19 protein-coding genes and 2 other annotated features are annotated in these 23,550 nt (G+C 39.5%); of the genes, 3 read left to right on the forward strand and 16 right to left on the reverse strand.

Annotated elements, in window-relative coordinates:
• Positions 1-72 precede the first annotated feature (72 nt).
• Positions 73-315: a binding site (T-box leader), on the reverse strand.
• A gap of 164 nt (positions 316-479) precedes the next feature.
• Entirely contained in the window at positions 480-2,060 is a 1,581-nt protein-coding gene (locus AC3CH7_RS11995; protein ID WP_447402468.1) for an N-acetylmuramoyl-L-alanine amidase family protein, read from the forward strand.
• 45 nt (positions 2,061-2,105) lie between these two features.
• Here the strand turns inward: AC3CH7_RS11995 and AC3CH7_RS12000 are convergent, their stop codons facing one another.
• The 8 genes from AC3CH7_RS12000 to AC3CH7_RS12035 form a co-directional block, all read right to left on the reverse strand.
• Positions 2,106-3,512, reverse strand: coding sequence for a YfcC family protein (locus AC3CH7_RS12000; protein WP_012295421.1), 1,407 nt, complete (start codon positions 3,510-3,512; stop codon positions 2,106-2,108).
• A 143-nt stretch (positions 3,513-3,655) separates the two neighbouring features.
• The gene (locus AC3CH7_RS12005) at positions 3,656-4,963 is read right to left on the reverse strand and encodes a MarR family transcriptional regulator (RefSeq protein ID WP_447402469.1); all 1,308 of its coding nucleotides are present in this window, start codon (positions 4,961-4,963) and stop codon (positions 3,656-3,658) included.
• Positions 4,964-5,068: 105 nt separating this feature from the next.
• Complete coding sequence (locus AC3CH7_RS12010; protein ID WP_488381755.1) at positions 5,069-5,284, reverse strand: DUF2642 domain-containing protein; 216 nt, start codon at positions 5,282-5,284, stop codon at positions 5,069-5,071.
• A 71-nt stretch (positions 5,285-5,355) separates the two neighbouring features.
• Positions 5,356-5,796 carry a D-aminoacyl-tRNA deacylase gene (gene dtd / locus AC3CH7_RS12015; RefSeq protein ID WP_012295424.1) on the reverse strand — a complete coding sequence of 147 codons (441 nt, stop codon included), beginning with the start codon at positions 5,794-5,796 and terminating at the stop codon, positions 5,356-5,358.
• 27 nt (positions 5,797-5,823) lie between these two features.
• Complete coding sequence (locus tag AC3CH7_RS12020) at positions 5,824-8,019, reverse strand: RelA/SpoT family protein (RefSeq protein ID WP_012295425.1); 2,196 nt, start codon at positions 8,017-8,019, stop codon at positions 5,824-5,826.
• 205 nt (positions 8,020-8,224) lie between these two features.
• Positions 8,225-9,139, reverse strand: coding sequence for a pseudouridine-5'-phosphate glycosidase (locus AC3CH7_RS12025; RefSeq protein ID WP_012295426.1), 915 nt, complete (start codon positions 9,137-9,139; stop codon positions 8,225-8,227).
• 1 nt (position 9,140) lies between these two features.
• Positions 9,141-10,235, reverse strand: coding sequence for a carbohydrate kinase (locus tag AC3CH7_RS12030; RefSeq protein WP_012295427.1), 1,095 nt, complete (start codon positions 10,233-10,235; stop codon positions 9,141-9,143).
• 99 nt (positions 10,236-10,334) lie between these two features.
• Positions 10,335-11,594 carry an MFS transporter gene (locus tag AC3CH7_RS12035; RefSeq protein WP_031419276.1) on the reverse strand — a complete coding sequence of 420 codons (1,260 nt, stop codon included), beginning with the start codon at positions 11,592-11,594 and terminating at the stop codon, positions 10,335-10,337.
• Positions 11,595-11,788: 194 nt separating this feature from the next.
• Here AC3CH7_RS12035 and AC3CH7_RS12040 point away from each other — a divergent pair, with 194 nt between their 5' ends.
• On the forward strand, positions 11,789-12,247 hold the full coding sequence (locus AC3CH7_RS12040) for a MarR family winged helix-turn-helix transcriptional regulator (RefSeq protein ID WP_036217245.1): 459 nt from the start codon (positions 11,789-11,791) through the stop codon (positions 12,245-12,247).
• 37 nt (positions 12,248-12,284) lie between these two features.
• Here AC3CH7_RS12040 and AC3CH7_RS12045 read toward each other — a convergent pair whose 3' ends face one another.
• The 8 genes from AC3CH7_RS12045 to AC3CH7_RS12080 all read right to left on the reverse strand — a co-directional run bounded on the left by AC3CH7_RS12045 (position 12,285) and on the right by AC3CH7_RS12080 (position 21,135).
• A complete protein-coding gene (locus AC3CH7_RS12045; protein ID WP_447402470.1) occupies positions 12,285-12,797 on the reverse strand; it encodes an adenine phosphoribosyltransferase in 513 nt (170 codons plus the stop codon).
• A 30-nt stretch (positions 12,798-12,827) separates the two neighbouring features.
• Positions 12,828-15,149 carry a single-stranded-DNA-specific exonuclease RecJ gene (recJ, locus tag AC3CH7_RS12050; protein WP_012295431.1) on the reverse strand — a complete coding sequence of 774 codons (2,322 nt, stop codon included), beginning with the start codon at positions 15,147-15,149 and terminating at the stop codon, positions 12,828-12,830.
• Between the two features lie 186 nt (positions 15,150-15,335).
• A complete protein-coding gene (gene trpA / locus AC3CH7_RS12055; protein ID WP_447402471.1) occupies positions 15,336-16,130 on the reverse strand; it encodes a tryptophan synthase subunit alpha in 795 nt (264 codons plus the stop codon).
• Complete coding sequence (gene trpB / locus AC3CH7_RS12060) at positions 16,127-17,338, reverse strand: tryptophan synthase subunit beta (RefSeq protein ID WP_031419280.1); 1,212 nt, start codon at positions 17,336-17,338, stop codon at positions 16,127-16,129. The genes trpA and trpB overlap by 4 nt, the downstream gene beginning before the upstream one ends.
• A complete protein-coding gene (locus AC3CH7_RS12065; RefSeq protein WP_031419281.1) occupies positions 17,338-17,952 on the reverse strand; it encodes a phosphoribosylanthranilate isomerase in 615 nt (204 codons plus the stop codon). Before AC3CH7_RS12065 ends, trpB begins: the two co-directional genes overlap by 1 nt.
• Positions 17,949-18,740 carry an indole-3-glycerol phosphate synthase TrpC gene (trpC, locus tag AC3CH7_RS12070; protein WP_012295436.1) on the reverse strand — a complete coding sequence of 264 codons (792 nt, stop codon included), beginning with the start codon at positions 18,738-18,740 and terminating at the stop codon, positions 17,949-17,951. The genes AC3CH7_RS12065 and trpC overlap by 4 nt, the downstream gene beginning before the upstream one ends.
• On the reverse strand, positions 18,737-19,768 hold the full coding sequence (trpD, locus tag AC3CH7_RS12075) for an anthranilate phosphoribosyltransferase (protein WP_488381756.1): 1,032 nt from the start codon (positions 19,766-19,768) through the stop codon (positions 18,737-18,739). Before trpD ends, trpC begins: the two co-directional genes overlap by 4 nt.
• A complete protein-coding gene (locus tag AC3CH7_RS12080; protein WP_031419283.1) occupies positions 19,765-21,135 on the reverse strand; it encodes a chorismate-binding protein in 1,371 nt (456 codons plus the stop codon). The genes trpD and AC3CH7_RS12080 overlap by 4 nt, the downstream gene beginning before the upstream one ends.
• A 114-nt stretch (positions 21,136-21,249) precedes the next feature.
• Positions 21,250-21,514: a binding site (T-box leader), on the reverse strand.
• 319 nt (positions 21,515-21,833) lie between these two features.
• On the opposite strand from AC3CH7_RS12080, the gene AC3CH7_RS12085 reads away from it, so the two are divergent.
• The gene (locus AC3CH7_RS12085; RefSeq protein ID WP_012295439.1) at positions 21,834-23,522 is read left to right on the forward strand and encodes a methyl-accepting chemotaxis protein; all 1,689 of its coding nucleotides are present in this window, start codon (positions 21,834-21,836) and stop codon (positions 23,520-23,522) included.
• The last annotated feature ends 28 nt before the right edge of the window (positions 23,523-23,550 follow it).

The raw sequence follows: 23,550 nt of genomic DNA on the forward strand, positions 1-23,550 counted from the left end.
GAGCACAAACCGGTTCATAAAAAGCATTCCATGTTTTTGGACAACACAAAAAGCTCCCGTCACCTTGCCTATGCAAGGGACGAGAGCTGTATAAGCTTCCGCGGTTCCACCCTAGTTGACACAAAATTTTACATGTGTCCTCCTCGTAATCGGATAACGGCCGATTCCGTTTTTTCCTACTAGGCACTGCCTTTCAGAAAAAAGCCTCTCAAGTGTTATTCACGTCATACATTTTTGTAGGAAAGATTGCAGCCTAAGTCTTTCCCTCTCTGTTCCAATAGAGGTACACGCTACTTGCTTGGTCATAAGCGATTAATCATTTTTCGATTACCCTTTATGTTAGTCACTAGCTAACCTAATGTCAACTATTTTTGTATTTTTCATCAGACAGTAACGAAAATATTAAATTCCATTACCTTTTTACCACGAATTATTATACAAAAGCATGGTAAAATAGCACAAGGAATAGGAGGAATCTGATGAGGACAAAAATTTTACATAGTATTATCATCTTCGTACTAATAGTAACAATTGCGATTCCAAATAAGAACTTTATTCAAAATGCTTCCGCTGATACTAGTGATTTAAAAGTAGCAGGTACGATTCTTCATTTACGTGAGGGTCCTGGATTGTCTTATCCAATTATTACAACTTTAGAAGAAGGTGATCCTTTAACTTCAATTGATCGTGAAGGTGATTGGATACAAGTAAAAGCAGGTAGCTATGAAGGCTGGGTAGCATCCTGGCTAACTGCCTCTACAAGCACTCAAAAAACCATTGATAAAACTGTTATTTCACAGGTTGACCGTTTAAATATTCGCACTGATCCAGATATTTCTTCAGCTGTTCTTGGACAGCTTTCTACGGGTAACCAAGCTAACCTTATAGAGGAAAATAATGAATGGGCAAAAATTGATTGGAATGGACAATCCGGTTGGGTCTCTAAGGATTATGTGACGATTAACGAGAGTCCTAAAAAAGAAACCAAGCCAAAAGAGGATTCTGTAGAGGTTTCTACAACAACTACTCCTGTTAATAAAGATACAACCTTTACTATTTTGGTGGATGCACTGAATGTTCGTAAAAAACCTGACTTGAATGCCAAAAAAATTGGCACAGTTACTAAAGGACAGGCTTATAAAGTCCTTGCGCATGAGCACAATTGGGTACAAATTCAGTACAATGATAAAAAAGCTGGATGGGTCTATAGTTTTTACGGTACTTTTTCAAATAAAGTAAAGAGTACATCTAAATCGTCCTCTTCAAAAGATTTAGAATCCGTTACCATTATTTATAATGGGACAAACTTGCGAACTGATGCGTCAACTGCAGCTGAAGTTATCGAACGAGTAGATGCTGGTAAAACCTATCCAATCGTCGGCGTAAAAAATGATTTTTACGAAATTCAATTAGACAAAGAAACAGCGTTTGTTGCGAATTGGGTTGTCACAACGAGCTCCAATAAAACTTCCATCCCACAAAAGGATCCACAAGAACCTCGTAAAAAAGGAACATTAAATGGATTAACCATTGTTGTAGATGCTGGACATGGGGGCAATGACCATGGGACAACAGGTCAACGAGGAACAGAAGAAAAAGGAATTACTTTGAAAACAGCCACTCTCCTTGCTTCTAAGCTAAGTGCAGCAGGTGCCAATGTTGTTATGACAAGAGAGTCGGACGAATATGTGGCATTACGAAAGCGAGTCTCGATTGCCCATCAGTATGAGGCAGACGCCTTTATTAGTCTTCATTATGATGCAACAGATGATAGTTCTATTAACGGCTTCACGTCTTATTATATGAATAGTAATCAAAAAGGGCTTGCAGAGGCAATACACGATGGACTTTCGAGTAAAATTGATTTGAGAGATCGTGGAACCCAACAAGGCAACTACTTAGTGCTACGTGAAAATCGACAAAAGGCCGTGCTTATTGAATTAGGTTACTTAAGTAATGCTAGTGAAGAGCGTTCCATCACCACGGCTAAATTCCGTGAGCAGGCTACTCTTGGAATATATCAAGGCATCTTAAATTACTTTAATGCGAATGAAGAATAATACAAAAAGCTGTGGAATGATCTTTTCCACAGCTTTTTTCATATTTTAAGAAATACCTAATGCTACTGCAGCTATTAATGCTAAACATGCAATTATTGCCCAGCCAAGTATCATCTTCCAAATGAATTTAATCCACTTTTCATATGGAATACCTGCTACAGCTAAATAGGCCATTAACGCAGATGAAGTAGGAATAATTGAGTTTGTTAATGAATCTCCATACTGGAAAGCTAAGACTGCAACTTGTCGTTCTAATCCTAATAAATCAGTAATCGGAATCATGATTGGCATAGTGGCTGCCGCCTGTCCACTACCAGATGATATAAATAAATTCAAAAGGGCCTGAATAAACAACATACCGATTGCACTAATAGCATGCGGTAAATGCCCGATTGTCTCTGATGCTGCATAAACAATCGTATCAATGATTTTCCCTTGCTCTAAAACGACTGTAATAGCACGTGCAAAGCCTACAATAAGAGCACCAAACGTTACTGCCTTTGCCCCATCAATAAAGGAGTCGAAAATAGTGCCAGGCTTTAAACCGCCAATTAGTCCTGCAATTAAGCCCATAATTAAAAATGAAGCCGTTAATTGTGTTAAAAACCAATCCCAATTAAACACACCATAAATATTAAATCCAATGCCACATGCCATGACAATAAATACTAGCTTATGTTTCCCTGTTAATGAAGGAATGTCGATTTTAGACACATTAGACTTTGCCTGTTGTTCAATCTCATAAATCACACTTGCTTGAGGATTCTTTTTTACCTTAAAAGCATAGCGAGATACATAGAAAATAGCAAAACTTAATACAAAAATATAGACAACTGCACGGAAACCAATCCCCGAGAATAAAGGAACATCTGCTAATGACTGCGCAACACCAACCGTAAAGGGATTAAGCATTCCACCAAAAAATCCACTGGCTGCTCCTAGTGTAATCATGGCAGTTCCTGTTACCGCATCAAAGCCCATAGCACGAGCAATTGCTACGCCAATCGGTACGAAAATAATCGTTTCTTCTGCCATCCCCATTGTAAAACCACCAACAGAGAATAGAATCATAGATAATGGAATTAATAGCTTCTCTCTACCCTCTAATGCTTTTACACCTTTATAAACACCAGCCTCGATAGCACCTGTCGAACGAATAATACCAAATACACCACTAACTAAGAAAATATAGAAGATAATTTGGGCACCTTTTTCAAGTCCCATCGGTATAGCTGTAAACATTTCAAAAATAGAGACTGGATTACTGTCAATATGATGATAGCTCCCATCCACCACAAGCATACGTCCTTCTGGATCTTCTACTCGGTCAAACTCACCTGCTGGAATAATATAGCTTGCAATACCTGCTAGAAAAATAATAGCAAAAATAATCGTATATGTATGAGGTACTTTCAGCCAACTCTTCTTTTTTACACGCTGTTCATTTTCCAAAATATCACCAACCTATTGATAGACTTTGACATTAGCAAACTCTGTCAAAAATCCCCCCTCACCTATTTGTCGCTATATGTCGTTAATTGAAAATAAATATACATTAGTTCAAATTTATTGTAAAGTGTTAATTTTCTATTATTTCAGATTTCCCATTTTGTCGTTGCCTTATAGAGCTTTCTTGGACGCCCTTTATGATAAGGGTGCTCCTCCCCTGCAAATGTAAAATAGTTCTGTTCCATTAAACGATTAATTATCCGTTCAGCAGATCTACGTGACAGATTCATATAGTCTGCTAATTCAGCAGCGGAAAATGGGCGATTATTTGTTACCAACATGAATTGCTTCATAACATTAATATTTTTAGCACTCATTTTCACTTTTTCTGCAATCTCTAAAATATTTTTATTATTAGTACTTAAGGCTACGTTATTATTATTTTCAAATAATGGTCCATGTAATCGATTATGTTCATCCACCAAGCACATTACTGTAGAGGTCTCGCTATATTTGGTTGTAAAAAACAAAGCCTGGGATGAATGCGCTTCTGCCTCATGCAGCGAATAACCATAGCCCACTCCCACTCTGAAAAAAGTGGCAAATTGCTCTTCAAGCTGTTCCTTTAGGGAGCATAAATACGAAGGTTCAAGTTTTTCAATTACCCCTCTAGTTGAAATAATTAAATAAGGCTCGTGCTGTGCTGGCATGACCTTTGCCTGTAACCGATCGCTTAATGTTTCTAAAGTACTTAGAAATACAGGATGCAGGTGAGATAAATTTTCTTGGCTATAAATAGAGACAACAGCAATTTGCGAGGACGCCAATAATTGATGATGATACGCGTCTAGGGCTCTTGTAATGGCTGCTGTAAACGTTTGTTTACTTTCAACCATATACTTCGCAGGTATTCCTAATTGCTGTAGCTCTATAAAAACAGCGTGAAGGCTAGTAAGAGCTAATCTAGTTTTTCCATCTTCATATAACTCCTTATGATAATGGACATAATCAGCCATACTCAAATCTGCTATTTTTTCCGGTTTTTCATGGACCCATGCATAATCTTTTACATACACACCTGTAGATGCAATACCTGCCTGCTTCATCACTTGATAAAAGCTATCCTTTTTAGGCAAATCTATCGACAATTCGCTCAGTTCTATTCGTTCATGATGGTGTAGAGATAATAACGAAAGGGCTAATGACAATTCATCAAAAGGGAGATATGTCGCCTGTATAGAATACGCCTTTATTTTTTCATAGCAGTAGTAATAGGGAATAGAGCCAGCAAATAATACCATATCCGATTGCGATGCCGCTGTGTCCATCAAGTCCACACACTGTTCAGGGTGCGTGTATGGAAAATGAATAAATTGTACTTGAGGAAACGCTGTAAAATGCTCCTTTATATTATTCCAAAAAAACAAAGAACCTAAAATTGCTATTGTTTGCATAATTTTCAACCTCTCTAATAAATCAAATTTTCTAATAATTAAACTCATTCATTATAACGTAAATAAATAAAAAAGAACCTTCCATCAACGAAGGTTCACACATACTCATTTTTTTGTTGTTTCCAATGTAACCCATACAATTTCCTCCAACCGTATGAAGAAAGGTGTACGACTAATCTCTAAAATAATATGGTCAGGTAATATGGATAATAAAATACCTGTTTGAATATTTTTTTCTGTTTGCACTACAATAGCCTGACCAATCATCATTTTAAGAGTTTCGTATAAATATGGATTGGATATACTTCCTGTCTGCGCCATGTATTTGACACTCCCTCCTATAAAACTAACCATACTCTTTAGTATATGAAGGAATTATAGGAAATGTACCATTATTTTGACTCTAGAAGTATTGTCACTGGACCATCATTAATGAGAGCAACATCCATCATTGCACCAAAAATGCCTGTCTCCACATGTAAACCGTGTTCACGTAATGCTTGGTTAAAAGCTTCCCACAGCGGTTCTGCTACTTCTGGTCTTGCAGCACTTGTGAAACTTGGACGATTTCCCTTTTTTGCATCCCCATATAACGTAAATTGCGAGACGGATAAAATAGCGCCACCCTGCTCTAAAATAGAATGATTCATTTTTCCATCAGCATCTTCCCAAAGGCGTAAATTGGCTACTTTTTTTGCTAAGTAAGCGACATCTTCCTGAGTATCTTCATGTGTAATACCAACTAGAAGAACGTAGCCACTATCAATGGCTCCTGTGACAGTTCCGTCAACTGTAACAGAAGCTGCTTTACTACGCTGTAATACTACCTTCATTTCAATAACCCCAATTCTAACTGTTGCTTAATTGATAACTCGTTGTACCGAATAAATATCAGGTGTTTGTTTAATTCGCTCTACTACCTTATGCAAATGCGAAATATTTGAAATAGAGATTGTTAAATGAATCGTGGCCATTTTATCACGATCAGCCCGGCCACTTACCGCTAAAATATTAGTTTTAGTTTCACTAACAATTTGCATAATCTCATTTAGAATACCAGGTCGATCAAAAGCAGAAACCTCAATATCTACTGGGTATTCCTTTTTCTCAGGGATAACACCATGCTCCCACTCGACCTCTATTAAACGCTCCTGCTCATCCTCAATTTGAATATTAGGACAGTCGGCACGATGCACTGATACGCCACGACCTTTTGTAATAAAGCCAACAATATCATCTCCTGGAACAGGCGTACAGCAGCGTGAAAGTCGAATGAGCATATTATCAATACCCTTAACAATGACACCTGATTCCGTACGTTTTTGGGGAATCGGATTTTTCATTTTTTGTTCGATTTTTTCTAAGGCTTCTTCCTGTTCACGCTCTTTTCGGCGTTTTTCAGCTAAACGATTAACAACCTGTTGTGCCGTTATGCCGCTTACACCAACAGCAGCATATAAGTCCTCTTCATTTGTATAATTAAACTTATCACATACTCGTTTGAGATTTTCTGCAGACATTGTTTCCTTTAAATCGAAATCCTGCGAACGGATTTCTTTTTCAATCATCTCTTTACCTTTGACAATGTTCTCCTCACGCAAGTGTCGTTTAAAAAATTGCTTAATTTTATTTTTTGCCTGTGAGGATTGTGCTATCTTCAGCCAATCTCTGCTTGGCCCAAAGGATTGTTTAGATGTAAGTATTTCAATGATGTCTCCCGTTTTCAGCGGTGTATCAAGCGGTACCATTTTGCCATTAATTTTTGCTCCTATTGTACGATTCCCAACCTCAGAATGGACACGATAGGCGAAATCGATTGGCACTGAACCAGCAGGTAATTCAATGACGTCACCTTCAGGTGTAAAGACATAAACCATATCAGAAAACAGATCAAATTTTAAGGATTCCATGAACTCTTCAGCGTTGGAAGACTCATTTTGAAATTCTAATATTTCACGGAACCATGTTAATTTTTGATCAACATTTTGTTTTTGATGGTCAGCCTTTTTCCCCTCTTTATACGCCCAGTGTGCCGCAATCCCGTACTCAGCAATCTTATGCATTTCCTTCGTACGAATCTGTACCTCTAACGGATCCCCATATGGACCAATAACGGTTGTGTGTAATGATTGATATAGGTTTTGTTTTGGCATAGCAATATAATCTTTAAAACGACCTGGCATTGGCTTCCACAGCGTATGCACAATCCCTAATACGGCATAGCAATCTTTAATACTATCGACCAATACACGAATGGCTAATAAATCATAAATTTCATTAAATTGTTTTTTTTGTAGCACCATTTTTCGATAAATACTGTAAATATGCTTTGGACGTCCATATACATCTGCATCAATTTCAACTTCATTCAGCTGTGATTTCATCTCAGCCATGACATTGTCCAAATATGCTTCACGCTCATCTCGCTTTTTCTTCATCAAACTGACAATACGATAATATTGCTGTGGGTTTAAATAGCGAAGAGCTGTATCTTCAAGCTCCCACTTAACAGTCGATATTCCAAGACGATGTGCAAGCGGTGCAAAAATTTCTAATGTTTCTTTCGAAATACGTCTTTGCTTTTCGGCAGGCAAATGCTTTAGCGTACGCATATTGTGAAGACGGTCTGCTAGCTTTATTAAAATGACACGGATGTCCTGCGCCATGGCTACAAACATTTTTCGATGATTTTCTGCTTGCTGCGCTTCTTTTGATAAATATTTAATTTTCCCTAATTTTGTAACTCCGTCCACAAGTACCGCTACTTCTTCGCCAAATTCCCGTACCAAATCATCCCGCGTAAAATCTGTATCTTCGACAACATCATGTAAAAAACCTGCCGCTACAGTTTCTGGGTCCATTTGTAATTCAGCTAGAATACCCGCTACTTGTACTGGGTGAATAATATACGGTTCACCAGAGCTACGGAATTGCTCAATATGGGCATCCCTTGCTAATTCATATGCTTTTTTCACGAATGCGACATTTTCATCATTCATGTAGGATTTGACTAACTCAAAAACGTCCTCAGGAGTCAAAATTTGCTCTTTCGCCATAACATGTCCACCTTGCTCGTCAAATTTTTCAGATTAGATATAAACTTAATTGTATAAAATTTTGTAGCCCATTGTAAAGAGACTGTGTCATTTAGTTTAGTTAATCTCGTGAACAGTATTAAAAATGGAAAATATATTCTCCTTTTTAATGAAAAAGACCCTTTGCGACATGATGTCACAAAGAGTCTTTGTTTCGACAAGGGAATTAGTGTAATTGATTGAAAGCTACAGCAATTTTTGCGCCCACTACTGCATTGTTTTTCACTAATGCAATATTCGCATCAAGGCTTTTACCTTCTGTTAATTCTTTTACTTTACCTAGTAGGAATGGTGTCACGTTTTTACCTTGAATACCATTCTCTTCAGCTTCAACTAAAGCTTTTTCAATTATATTCGTAATAAATCCATGCTCTAAAGCTTCTGCTTCAGGGATTGGGTTAGCAATAACTGCTCCTCCTTTTAAACCTAATTGCCATTTTGCACTTAGCATTTCGGCAATTTCTTCTGGTGTATCAAGCTGGAAGTTTACATCAAAACCACTTTGACGTGTGTAGAATGCTGGTAATTCATCTGTACCATAGCCAACTACAGGTACACCTTTTGTTTCGAGGTATTCTAATGTAAGGCCGATATCTAAAATAGATTTTGCACCAGCACAAATGACAGCAACATTTGTTTGAGCTAATTCTTCTAAGTCAGCAGAGACATCCATTGTCGTTTCAGCCCCACGGTGAACACCGCCAATACCACCTGTGACAAAGATCTCAATGCCTGCTAGCTCTGCACAGATCATTGTAGCTGCAACTGTTGTCGCTCCAAGTTTTTTTGTCGCAAGTAGGTAGCCAAGGTCACGACGTGAAGCTTTAGCAACACCTTGTGCGTTCCCAAACATTTCAAGCTCTTCATCTGATAAACCAATTTTAATTTTCCCATCAATTAACGCAATTGTTGCAGGTACGGCACCATTATCACGAATAATTTGCTCAACTTCACGGGCAGTTTGTACGTTTTGTGGGTATGGCATACCGTGTGAAATAATTGTTGATTCTAAAGCTACGATTGGTAAACCCTTTGCTTGTCCTGCTTTTACTTCTTCTGATAATACGATGAATTCTTTCATATTATAATTCCTCCATTTCACTTTTTAACAAATCTACAGATAATTCAGGTCTCACTGTATACGGAGATGCTAAGGTATTTTTTGCATTAGTTAACCCTGCATCAAGACATGTCGCAAAATCTTGTCCAGTCAGCCAGCCATGAATAACTGCACTGACAAAGGCATCACCCGCGCCTGTCACATCTTCAATCTTTTCAATTACTTTGGCAGCAAAATGACTAGGCGCAATTGTTGTCGAAGCAGCATATACGCCCTTACTGCCAGCCGTGATAATTACATGCTCAGCACCTAATTGTAGAAGCTGTTGTAATGCTTTTTCATAATGACTCACGTTTTCAATTGTATGTCCTACAATTGTTTCTGCTTCATCCGTGTTACAGATAAACCATGTTACGCCTTGTAATGTTTCAGGTAGTCGATTCATTTTAGGCGAGGATACTGGCACAATGACCAGTGGTATTTCGCGAGCAATAGCTACTTGCTGGATATAAGCCACTGTTTCTTTCGGACAATTTAAGTCCAAAATAAAGCAGCCAGCGTTCACAAGCATCGTTTCATGCTTTTTTAACAAGTTAGGCAATAATAAGTCATATACTTCCATATTGGCTACAGCTAGTGCTAGCTCGCCTTGCTCATCCATAATGGCCGTATAGGAACCCGTTGAAGCTTCTGGTATCTGCTCCACATAACGTAGATTCATAAAGGATTCTGAAGCATCTTGGATCACTTGCCAATCCGCATCCTTACCAGCTGTTGTGAGCAACGTCACTTGATGATTTAATCGGCCTAAGTTTTCAGCAATGTTTCGACCGACACCACCTACACTAAAGGAAGAACTAGCAGGGTTAGATGTTCCAAATTGAACATTGCCCTTCACGTGGAATTTTCGGTCTAAGTTAGCTCCACCGATACAAATAATTTCATTTGCCTCGGGTAAAATATAAGCTCGACCTACTATTTTTCCTTCCTTCGTTAAACTAGACACTAAATTAGCAAGCACGGGACGAGATAAATTCATGGCATCCGCCATCTCTTGCTGAGACATAAACGGATTTTGGCGAATTAAAGCAAGCACCGCCTGTTCTCTTTCATTCATAGCATCACCTTTTATTATATTTGTTTATATTATAAACTTTTGTTTGGTTTTTGTCAAAAAAAAGTTGAACCCATCGTAAGGAGGTTCAACTTTTCATGATTAGTTCGTTTGTGCTTGCTGAGACGTTTGCTTTTTAACCATGATAACGAATAAGCCAGCTAATGTACAAAACATCCCTGCAAGAAAAAAAGCCCATGTATAAGAATTGAAAAATTTATAAATCAAACCGCCACCATAAGCAGCGACTGCTGCTCCAGCTTGATGAGAGGCGAATATCCATCCATAAATAATACTACTCTTCTGCACACCAAAAATTTGTCGTGTAATACTAATGGTTGGCGGCACTGTAGCAATCCAATCCAGGCCATAAAATATAGTAAAAATAGTCAATAAAACAAAGGAGCCCTGTGCCAAAGCATATGGAAGTAACAGTAAAGAAGCTCCCCTTAACAAGTAATACCAAAATAATAACCAACGATTATCGAAACGATCTGATAGCCAGCCAGATGCAGTGGTACCTAGTAAATTAAACACTCCCATAAAAGAAAGGAGGGACGCAGCGGTTACTAATGGAATACCAAAGCTAATACAATAAGAGACAAAATGAGTACCAATTAATCCACTTGTTGAAAGACCACAAATGAAAAAACTCCCTGCTAGCAGCCAAAAGGTTTTGACCTTAACCGCTTCTAATAAGCCATTGAAGGCAATACTAATTGGATTTTTCTTTAGTTGCACATGCTGTTTATCAAATATCTCCTCTTGTCCATAGGGTGTTAATCCTAAATCCTGAGGTTTATTTTTTATAAAAATAGCAATCATGATTAGCATCACTATACTCAGAAGAAGAATGAAGCCGATTGCCCACCTCCAGGAATAGTGATCAATGATAATCGCAAGTACAGGCAATAAAATAAGTTGGCCTGTGGCAGTACTAGCGGTCAAAATTCCTACTGCTAACCCTCTTCTTTTAACAAACCAATGATTAGCAACATAAGGGCTAAGCACCGTTAAAAAGAGACTTGCGCCCAGACCAATAATGCCACCCCAAATTATGATTAATTGCCATGATTGATTCATGAAAAATGTTAAAATCATGCCTAACACTAATGTAGACATGGCACTTATCATCATCTTTTTTAAACCAATAACGTCAAGTAAAGCTGCCATGAATGGGCCAGAGATACCATATAAAAATAAACTAACGGCAAATGCTAGAGCAATCGTCGATCGATCCCATTGAAATTCCTTTTCTAAAGAATCAATAAACACGCCAGATGATGACATCGTAATCCCAGCAACGATAATCGAGAAAAACGTGACTACTAAAATAAACCAACTGTAATGAATCCGCTTCATCATTCCACCTACTCTTCTTGTTAAAGTCACTCTAAAAAGCATGTATATACATGTTTTAGAGTATATTCGTTCATTTATATGTATATACATGTATGATGATAGTAACCATTCCATTAGATAGCTGTCAATACGTATTTTTTAGCTCTTAGGTGTATACTTAAAATTAGTAGAATTCCCTCAAAGGAGTACTGACCATGAAAAATCAACAGAATACTATCGATTACACACAAATATGTGTTTGTGCAAACCTTCGAAAAAAAACAAGGGTCGTGACACAGTTATATGATAAATTACTGCAGCCTACCGGTTTAAAAGTGACTCAATATTCTATGCTGGCACACATCGACCTTCAACAAGCCGTTTCCATTAGTCGTTTAGGTGAAATTTTATTGCTCGACCAAACGACCGTGACACGGAATATCAATCTATTAAAGCAATATGGCTACGTCGAGTTAAAGCGCGATCCACAGGACGCACGCACTAAAAATATTATGCTCACTGAAAAAGGGTTAGAAAAGCTGCATGAGGCTGCACCCATTTGGCAAACGATTCAAGATAAAATCATTGATGATATTGGCGTAGAAAAATATGCTGATTTCTTCGATACTTTGCGAACAATGCAGAAGATCATTCAGTCCTATGAGAAACAATAAAAAAAGCGCCCGTTGTTGTGGCGCTTTTTTAACATTTTTAATATTGAATAAGGGTTTTAATATTTAAGTCGCCAAGCTTTTCGCGACCATTTAATTCTAAAAGTTCAATTAAGAAGGCACAACCTACTACCTGACCACCTAATTGTTCCACTAGACGAACAGTGGCTTCTACTGTACCGCCAGTTGCTAGTAAATCATCACAGATTAATACTTTTTGACCAGGCTTAATCGCATCATTATGCATCGTTAATGTATCTTTTCCATATTCAAGACCATAGCCTGCACTAATAACTTTGCGTGGTAACTTACCCGGTTTACGCACAGGGGCAAAGCCGATTTCAAGGGCATAGGCAACTGGGCATCCAATAATAAAACCACGTGCTTCAGGACCCACTACAATTTCTGCGCCTAATTCTTTTGCATATTCTACAATTTGATCTGTTGCATATTTGTATGCTGGTCCATGATCCATAATTGTAGTAATATCTCTGAATGTAATACCCTCTTTCGGCCAGTTTTCAACCGTTGTAACGTATTGCTTTAAATCCATTTTATTGCTCCTCCTACGAAACGTATTCGTCTAGTCATGTATTCGTTCATCAAACCATTGTTTTAATTCTATATAAGGAGCATAGACGAGCATTTGCTCCATTTCAATCTGTTCTGAACGTTGTTTGTACGACGGTGCCTCGGTCAATGCTTGTTTTGGAGCATCCTCGTTGACAGTCGTCAGTCCACTCTCCATTTTAACAAAATCAAGCTCAAAAAACACCTGTGTCATAAATTTTAATGTTTCTAATGGCCAGCCAGTATGCTTAGCTATGTCTGCTATATGCATATCAAGTGGAAATGCTGGTCGATTTTTCAGGAATTTATAATACCATGCAAATTGCTCACGGGTAGGTAAAACATTAAAGTATTGTGAATCTGGCATATAAAAGTGTGCATAGATGCGTGAAGGGGCCGTCTTCTGTAAAACCTCTTCTAGCCTTTGAATAGTTTCAGGCAAATCTAACAGGACAATATATTCACTTTGTCCGATGTTTGAAAGAGTAGGATCAGCTACTATTATAGGAACATCAATTAACGATTGATAATAGGTCATTGTTGCTGGACGAAAGGCAATAAATGTCGCCTCTTCCTTTGGCACTGTATTGAGCCAGCGAGCCGTTTGACGAATACCACGAATATCAAAAAGCTGCCATTCAGTGGTTTGAACATCTTCAATCATAAATTGAGCTTTTTTACGACCCTGCCACTCGTTTATTTGCAAATCACCAATAAAGGACACTTTTATGCCATAGGTTAATTCATCGTGTAAGTGGCCCTTATGGAAACCGACACTATCTAATTTGTCACAGCCATTCGTTAATTCCATTTTTATATGGTTCTCAGCCGCTCCAATTTTTCGCATGGAGGATATTTCAACATCCTCAAGCACATAAACGGGCTTCGGAAAATCGGTGCCAAACGGGCCAAGTGATGCTATTTCCTCAATAGCATCTGCAGAAATTTCATCTAGGCTTAGAGGAATATCAATGTGAACCACAGGAGTTAAATGCTCTTCTGTTAAACATGCTCTTGCCTGTGTATCCAAGCGTGACCGTAGTTCATCCACATGCTCGATTGATAAAGTCATACCTGCTGCCATCGGATGCCCTCCAAAGTGAGGTAAAATATCACGATTTTTGGCCAATTCATTATATAAATGGAAGCCATCAATGCTTCGTGCAGAGCCTTTTGCTGTACCTTTATCAGGGTCAAGTGAAAGGACAATCGTTGGACGATAGTATTGTTCAACAAGACGTGAAGCAACAATTCCTACAACCCCTGCATTCCAGCCTTCTCCTGCTACAACAAGGACTAAAGAATCGCTAATTTTCTTCTCTGATTCAATTAGAGCAATGGCTTCCTCGGTAATATTTTTAACAATATCCTTACGCTCGGTATTGGAGGCATTTAGCTGTTTGGCCAATGCTGTTGCCTTTACACTATCCTCAGCCATTAATAATTCGACTCCAGGCGATGCTTCACCAAGTCGACCCACTGCATTTAAGCGAGGACCAAAATAAAAGCCTATCGTTTCTTCACTAATTTTTGCTTGTTCTGTGCTCGCAATATCACACATGGCTTGTACCCACGGACTAAGAGAACGACGCATTTCTTCTATGCCTCGTTTAACGAGATAACGATTTTCATCCACTAATGGTACTAAATCAGCCACCGTTCCAATTGCAACATATTCTATTAAATGAGTTGGTAGTTCTCCGTATAGAGCATGTGCAAGCTTAAAAGCTACACCTACACCGGCAAGCTCTCCAAAAGGATAATGTCCTTCAGGTAAACGTGGGTGTAAAATAATATCAGCCGGTGGCAGTTCCTCCCCTGGTTCATGGTGATCAGTCACAATAACATCCAGACCAAGTTCCTTTGCTACACGAATAGGTTCAATCCCTGAAATCCCATTATCCACTGTGATAATTAACTGCACACCCTCTTCATAGGCTTCCCGAAAAAGAGCCTCGTGTGGCCCATAGCCATGAATAAAGCGGTTCGGTATTTTAAACGATACATTAGCACCAAGATCCAGTAGGACATTTAACATAACAGTCGTACTTGTCACACCATCCGCATCATAGTCGCCATAGACTAAAATTTTCTCTCCATTATCTAGAGCCTGCTCAATTCGTGCCACTGCTTCTGCCATACCGTGCATAAGAAATGGGTCATGAACATTCGCTTCTGTCATATTTAATAAGCTTTCTGCATCAGCAGTTGTTTCACAGCCTCGCGCTGCTAAAATTTTTGCTGCAATCGCAGAAAGTTGTAAGTCATTTTGTAATGCTTGTACAAGTTCTACGTCTGGGCGTTCCACTTGCCATCTTTTTTTCGATAGAATCATCTTCTCACTTCCTTACGAAAGTTATTATACCGAAATTCTAGACGATACGCACTATCCGTTAGATTGATAGTTTTATCCATCGGTTTAAGAAGGCTATCCGACTGGTTTTGCTCGCTATCTTTCACTTTCTCACTGCTATTCGCCACTCTCCTCTCGCTATCCGTCACACAGCAAAAAAAGCCCACTCTAGTAAAGAGTAGACTTTTCATAAACGTTTGTTGAAGCAGCTATTAATGCTTCTACTGTTGCCATCTTGCCTTCATGTAAGGCCGTCACAATGGCACTCCCAACGATGACCCCATCCCCCAACATTCCCATACTTTTCACTTGCTCGGGTGTTGAAATGCCAAATCCCGCTAGTACTGGGATTGGACTTGCCTGACGTAAGTGGGCAAAATGTTGTTCTAAATTAGTAGCAAAATTAAAGCGTTCCCCTGTAATTCCATTTACAGTCACTGCATAAACAAATCCTTGGCTTGCAGCAGCAATTCGAGCAATACGCTCAGGAGGACTTGTTAATGATACAAGCTGGACCACATCAATGCTATAGGGATTTAAGGCCTCTCGTAAAATTCCGCTTTCCTCTAATGGCACATCTGGCACGATAATTCCTTTGACTCCTCCAGCAATACAAGCTTGAGCAAAGGCCTCCAAGCCATATGCTATTACTGGATTAAAATACGTCATTATAACTAAAGGGACTGTTATTTCCTCTCTAAATGAAGCAAGAGTTTGTAATACTTTCCTCAACGTTACACCTGCTGCCAATGCACGTTCTCCAGCCCGCTCAATTGTTGGACCATCTGCAACAGGGTCTGTAAAGGGAATACCTACTTCAACAGCTGTTACGCCAAGCTGCTGTAGTTTTAAAATCGTTGGCTTGATAGTTTCTAGCCCTCCATCGCCTGCCATAATATACGGGATAAAAGCCTTATGTCCTTCAATCTTTGTCTGGGCAATCGCCTGTTGTAAAGTCGTCATTTCATATCCCCTCCTAGTGCTGCACGAACTGTGTGTACATCTTTATCCCCTCGGCCAGATAAGCACACCACAATAATGCTGTCACTCTGCATTGTTTTGGCAAGCTTTGCAGTATAAGCAATTGCATGGGAGCTTTCAAGCGCGGGAAGTATGCCCTCTGTTCTACTTAATAATTGTAATCCTTCTAACGCTTCAGCATCTGTAATGGCGTTAAATTGAGCTCGACCAATATCGTGTAAATAACAATGTTCTGGCCCTTTTCCCGGATAGTCTAACCCCGCTGAAATAGAGTGCGCTTCTTGAACAAAGCCATTTGCATCTTGTAGTAAATACATGTAAGCGCCATGTAATACCCCTAATTGTCCACCTGCAATAGCCGCTGCATGCCGCCCAGTTTCAAGACCACTCCCTGCTGCCTCTACACCATATAAGGCAACCGATTCGTCGTCAACGAATGGATGAAACATACCAATTGCATTACTGCCACCACCAATACAAGCGACAACTGCATCTGGTAAACGACCTTCCTTTTGCAAAATTTGCGTTCTTGTCTCAACCCCGATAATCCGCTGAAAATCACGAACAATTTTTGGAAATGGATGTGGGCCTAAGGCAGAGCCTAAAATATAATGCGTATCCTCCACATTTGTCACCCAATAGCGCAAAGCAGCATTTACAGCGTCCTTTAAAGTTTTTGACCCACTTTCTACCGACTGAACCTTCGTGCCAAGTAGTTCCATACGGAAAACATTTAACTGCTGCCGTTTAATATCTTCTGCACCCATAAAAACAACACATTCAAGATTTAATAAGGCACATGCGGTAGCCGTTGCTACACCATGTTGCCCAGCTCCTGTCTCTGCAACAATCTTCTTTTTTCCCATTCGTTTGGCAAGAAGTGCCTGGCCAATCGCGTTATTAATTTTATGAGCACCTGTATGATTTAAGTCTTCACGCTTTAGATAGATTTTAGCTCCACCAAGCTTCTTTGTAAGATTTTCTGCGAAATAAAGCGGGGTTTCACGTCCCACATAGTCCTGCAAATAGTAGGATAGCTCTTCTGTAAACGAGGAATCTTCTAAAGCTTCCTCGTAGGCATTCTCTAATTCTAGCAAGGCAGTCATTAATGTTTCAGGTACGAACCGCCCTCCAAATTGACCGAACCGCCCTGCCTTTGTTGGTACACTATTAGCTATCGAAATGGTCATTATTTATCCCCCCTCTTTACTACTTGTAAAAATGTCCTTATTTTTTTATGATCCTTAATGCCATCTGTTTCTACACCACTTGATACATCCACCATATAAGGGTCTACAGCTGTGATGGCTTCTTCAACATTATCCGCCTTCAGTCCACCAGCTAGTATTAATCTTTCTCGTGGAATGCCCACCTCATCGAGTAGAGTCCAGTCAAAAGTTTGACCACTTCCACCCTTAAAAGTAGTTCCAGGAGCATCGAATAAATAATAGTCCACCTGAAAATTAGCAGCAGCTTGCACATCCTCTTTTGTCCTGATAGACAATGCTTTAATAGCTGGATAACCTTGTTCTAAAATAAATGTTGCTGTTTCCTCTCCGTGGTATTGCACGTAATCTAAAGGCACTCGCTCAACCGCTTCCTGTAATTCAGCAGCAGTTGGATTGACAAAGACACCAATTTTCAAAACACCTTGTGGCACTTGCTTTGCTAATAGCCGTGCCTGTTCAATGGATACACGACGTTTACTTGGTGCAAAAACAAAGCCCACAGCATCTGCACCAGCTTGAATTGCTGTTTGGATATGTTCTAATTCTTGTAAACCACAAATTTTAACTTTTGTCATACTGAAGTCTCCTCGGTTTGAACTTGTAAACGCCTGAGTGCTAGCCCTGCATCTCCGCTCCGCATTAATGCTTCTCCAACAAGAACGCCACTAGCGCCCATAGCCGCCACTTGTTTCGCATCGTCCTGGGACCAAATGCCACTTTCGCTAATTAAAATGTGTCCCTCATCAAACGGAAAAGCTTTTGCAATCTCCTTTGTGCGCTGCAAATTGACCTTAAAAGTACGTAAATCTCGATTATTAACGCCGATCAATTTCGCATCTACTGCAAGTGCACGTTCTAGCTCCTCTCTATCATGCACTTCCACTAAAACCTCTAAGCCTAAGCTCGTTGCATAGCTATATAAATCATCTAAAGCTTCATCCGTTAATGCTGCCACGATCAATAAAATAATAGATGCACCTGCTGCCTTAGCAAATCGAATTTGCACTCGATCCACCATAAAATCTTTACAAAGAAGTGGCGTATCCACAGCACGAGCAACTGCGGCTAAATCTTCAAAGGAGCCTTTAAAAAATTCCTTGTCCGTTAATACAGAAATAGCTGCTGCTCCTGCCTGGGCATAAACTTGTGCTTGTGCAACTGGGTCTGCCCCGCCAGCAATTAACCCTTTGGAAGGCGAAGCACGTTTCATTTCAGCAATCACCTGCAATGTGTTTGCTTGCCGTAATGATTGAAATAACGAAGGGCGTTGCTTTTCTGAAAAATTTGCTAAAGGATCGGGCTGCTCTAATAATGCTCCTACCTCTATCCTCTTTTGCTGAAGTATTTTTTGAAGAATATTCATTGTCCGACCTCCACTCCTTTTAATTGCTCACTATAAGCTACAACCGTTTCCAATTTTTGTAGTGCTCGCCCACTACCAATACTGTCTTTCGCCATAGCCACTCCTTCTTTAATCGTTTCTGCCTGACCATGAGCGAATAATCCGATGCCGGCATTTATCAATACCGTATCTAAGTAGGCACTTTGCTCCCCAGCCAGTAAATTTTTCATAATCACCGCATTTTCATCAGCATTGCCACCTCGAATGGCCTCTAATGGTGCCGAGCGAAGACCGACATCCTCTGCGGTTAATGAGAATGGAATCAAATCCCCTTTATCTAGTAAAACCAATGTATTTTGCCCTGCTAAGGAAGCCTCGTCGAGCCCTTGAGGACCTGATACTACAATGGCACGTTCACGTCCTAGCATTTGTAGAACAGAAGCATATTCCATGACAAATTGGGGCCGATTAATGCCTGTGAATTGTGTTGAAAGGGCTACAGGATTTGTTAAAGGACCAACTAGATTGAAGATGGTTGATCTACCAAGTGAACGTCGCACTTCCCCAATCCTCCTTAGTTTGGGATGAACATTCGGTGCATACAAAAAAGAAACTCCTTCCTTTTCCAATAGCTCTACAGTTTGTGGAATTGTCATCTCTGTATGAATGCCTAATGCCTCTAAAACGTCCGAACTGCCAGAGGAGGACGAAATTTTACGATTTCCATGCTTGGCAATTTTAACACCAGCTCCAGCTAGTACGAATGCAGAGGCAGTGCTGATATTAAATGTATGAAGGCCATCTCCACCAGTTCCACAATTATCCATATAACGTCCTTCTTTTACTGGGACATTACTGGCAAATGACCGCATAATTGTTGCTAAGGCCGCTACCTCATGAGCAGTCTCCCCCTTTATAGATAGGGCTGTTAAAAAGCTTGCGATTTCATCTTTAGGTGTGTCATCCTGAAATAGCCATTGCGCCACCTCTAGCATTTCTTCATACATCAAATGCTGCCCTTGTAACACTTTCCGCTGTAAATGTTTCATTTATTTTGCCCTCCATTATTCGCCAATAACTGTAAATATGCACGTTCTTCCTCTTCCAACTGTTGTAAAACTTTTAATACGTCCGTATATTTTGTCACCGCAATAGTGGATTGCATATGCATCATTGTTTGTTTCACCACAATGGATTGCCCTGTTAAAGCAAAATCCAAATGCCCATTAAAACCGATGAAACCGAGAGCTCCACCAAATATACCCGCAGTATGATGCCATTTTTCCAAATAATAGGTTGCCTGTTCTTTAGGTATCCCTGTAGTTGAATATGGTGGTAGCATTGCTGCTAATACATCAAGGGCATGTAGCATCGGCAAAAGTCGCCCCTCTATCCTTGAAGTCATGTGTATAGCTTGCTTCGATCTCTCAATGTGCATAGCATCGATTACTTGAACAGAATCCCGAAAACAAACAGACTGTAACTCTTGCTGCACTGCACTCACAAGGACGGCATGTGATTTTCTAATTTTTAGATGGTTGTATAGTTTACGCTCATTAATTAGGTCATCGCTTTTCGTTTTCCCCCGTGGGTATGTGCCCTCTGTTGGAGTTGCAATCACTCGGTCTCCTTTCACTCGTATTAGACTTTCAGGAGAAGTTCCTAAAACCATATAATCTTCAAACTCTACATAATACATATAGGCAGCTGACTTTTTTTTACGAAGCTGTCTATATAACGAAAAAGCATCTCCCTGAAAGTTTGCAACATGGCGCTTCGGTAATATAACTCTTGTTATTTCCCCATTCAAATTACGTTGAATATTTTGTAGAGCTATTGAAAATTGATCCTGTGTAGAAGTATCAAGTGATTGATACATGTAAGTTGCTTCTTCACTTACATGCCCTTCTAATATCTGTTGTGCTAATTTCTCCAAATCAGGCTCTTGTTTTTCCACATCTATATTTGTATGAATCAACGTCACCTCATCAGTTACATGATCAAAAATAATAATTGTTTCATAGACATGAAAATGAGCTTCTGGGAGATCCTTTCCATCTGTTCGTAGCATCGATGTTGCTCCATGACCTATATAACCAATGGCCCCTCCAGAGAACGGAAAATCAGTTGTATTGGAAATACGGGGCATGAGTCTTTTCAATAGGGCAAAGAGCTCTCCTTTATGGACAGAGGTTTTTCCAGTTTGATAGGAATACTCCTGAATTTCTTGCCCCATCCCCTTATACGTTTTTCTTGGATTAGCACCAATAAAAGAAAACCTTCCTGCTCCCTCATGTTGGGCTGAACTTTCAAGCAAAAACTTATGCTTACCCTGTAAACGTCTAAAAATTAAAATCGGTGTTAAAGAATCGCCGTTGATGGTTTTCATTTTTGTTCTTGAACTCGTTGTTTGCATAGCTTTTAATCTCCTTTTCCAAAGATTCCTTTTGCTAATGTCTAGACGAATGAAGAAAAATGTACTGTTGAATGAAAATAAAAAAATCCCCTGCAAAAAGGATTATTCCTAATTGCAGAGGACGATCATGACCGCGTTGCCACCTCATATTAGAGCATATTGCTCTCACTTTAATGCCTGCTCCTGTACGGTCCATTGCTAATCATATTGATTGCAAGGCCTCTATACGTTCAAGCATTCCCTATAACGTGGGGATTCACGTTCGCTTTTTAAAAGCGACTCTCATAAGTCCATTCACATAAGCTACAAATCAGTTCTCACCAGCCACTGACTCTCTATATTGCACACCTATGCTACTACTCTTATTCAACAATTTCTCAGCTATTCTCATCTACACTCAGCTCATCTGTTCTTAGGTTGACCACGCTCCCGTAGCCTTCTACCTTGACCGAACAAAAAGTTAGCCTTAATTTTATGCTAAATAAATATAATTGTCAATCAATTTTGAAGAATCAAGTGGATAACATGGATTTCAGAAGCCTTTTACATAGGTATATAAACCTTTTTAAATTCCATAAAAAGTAAATAATACTTCTCCTGTTGAAAATTTTCTGAGTATTGACCTTGTAAAAATATCAAGCTATAGTAATTTCAGAACATTTATTTTTTCCATATAACAAAAGAAGGTAGGAACGTCTATGTCCGTTCGTAAAAAACTAAATCTGGGCTTCATTTCATTAACATGTTTACTCTTCATTTCTAGTATTGTGAGCTTTCTGCAATTCAAAGCTACGCAAAATGATCTAGAAGAAGTACTGCAGCACCGTATTGTACAAATGCAATTAACAGTGAAAATTCAGCAAGAACTCGCATCACAAGGTTTATTTTTACGTTCCTATATTTTAAATCCAAAGGATGAAACCGCTAAAGCAAACTTAGCGCGCTATGAAAAGCTTTTACCAGAATCGGTGAATGAGCTTTCTACCCTTGTTCGTTCAGACTACACAAAAAATATTATGCAGCAAATCACAGCATTACAAAAAGATTTACTTACTCATTCCGAAAAGGCAGTCCAAGCCTTCAATAATGGAAATGTCGATTTAGCCCTCTCTTACATAAATAATGATGTGACAAAAGATAATAAAGAACTCTTCCAATTAACGAAGGAAATGTTAGATTATCATAATGAGCAGCTACAAAAGGTTGATGCTGAAGTTAATCAAACGGTTGCAAGAGCAATTATTATTTCCATCACGCTTCTATTGGCTAGTGCCGTTATTGGCGTTTACTTTATGTATTTTGTTAAAAAATCGATTGTTCAGCCATTGCATCTTGCAATTGGAGCGGCTGATACTTTAGCACAAGGAGATTTATCGATTGATGAGCTTACTCACCAATCAAATGATGAAATTGGTACACTAGCCGTGGCAGTCAATACTTTAAAGCAAAATCTAACTGGATTAATGTCAAACATTCAAGATAGCGCCTCCCACCTATCAGCTGTCTCTGAAGAGCTGTCTGCTAGCACAGAGGAAGTGACGGCAACTTCTGATGATATTGCCCAACGAATTCAAGAAAATTCAACACATATCGTTTCATCTGCAAGTGCTTCACAGCAAAGTGCTGTGGCAATGGATGAAACAGCATCCGGTGTTCAACGCATTGCAGAGGCGACACAAAGCCTTCATGCCAATGCAGAAAGTATGACCCAGCTCGCGCGAACAGGAGGAACAACCATTTCCACAGCGAAAGAGCAGATGTCTATCATTTCTGTGGCTACCTCTGAAATTGCTACATTGACAGATAAACTAAGTAAACAATCAGAAGAAATCGGACAAATTACAGCCGTCATCACGGCCATTTCAGAGCAAACAAATTTGCTGGCCTTAAATGCGGCAATTGAAGCGGCAAGAGCTGGGGAGCACGGTAAGGGCTTTGCGGTAGTAGCGGATGAAGTACGTAAACTTGCTGAGGAATCTAATCAGTCTGCCAATCAAATCGTTGCCATTACAAAAGAAATTCTGACAGATACACGCAATGTTGCAGCCGCTGTCGATAATGGTCTAGCTTCTGTAAAAGACGGCGTAAACAAAATTCATGAGGCAGGAGATGCTTTCTACTCCATCACATCAGCAGTGACAGCATTTACGGAGCAAATTGAGGAAATCTCTGCCACATCTGAAGAAATTTCCGCCAGTGCTGAGCAGGTTGCTGCCTCTGTCACGGAAATAGCAAGCGTTTCAAATCAATCAGCCAGCAATTCACAAATAATTGCAGAGTCTGTTGATGAACAAGTTGCGACTATGCAGCAAGTGAATGCGGTCGCTGAAGAATTAAGTCAACATGCTCAGCAGCTACAGACATTGCTTCAGCAATTTAAATTATAACCTATAAAAATCTGCTGCTTTTTAGAAA

It is taken from the genome of Lysinibacillus sp. F12, assembly GCF_057773605.1.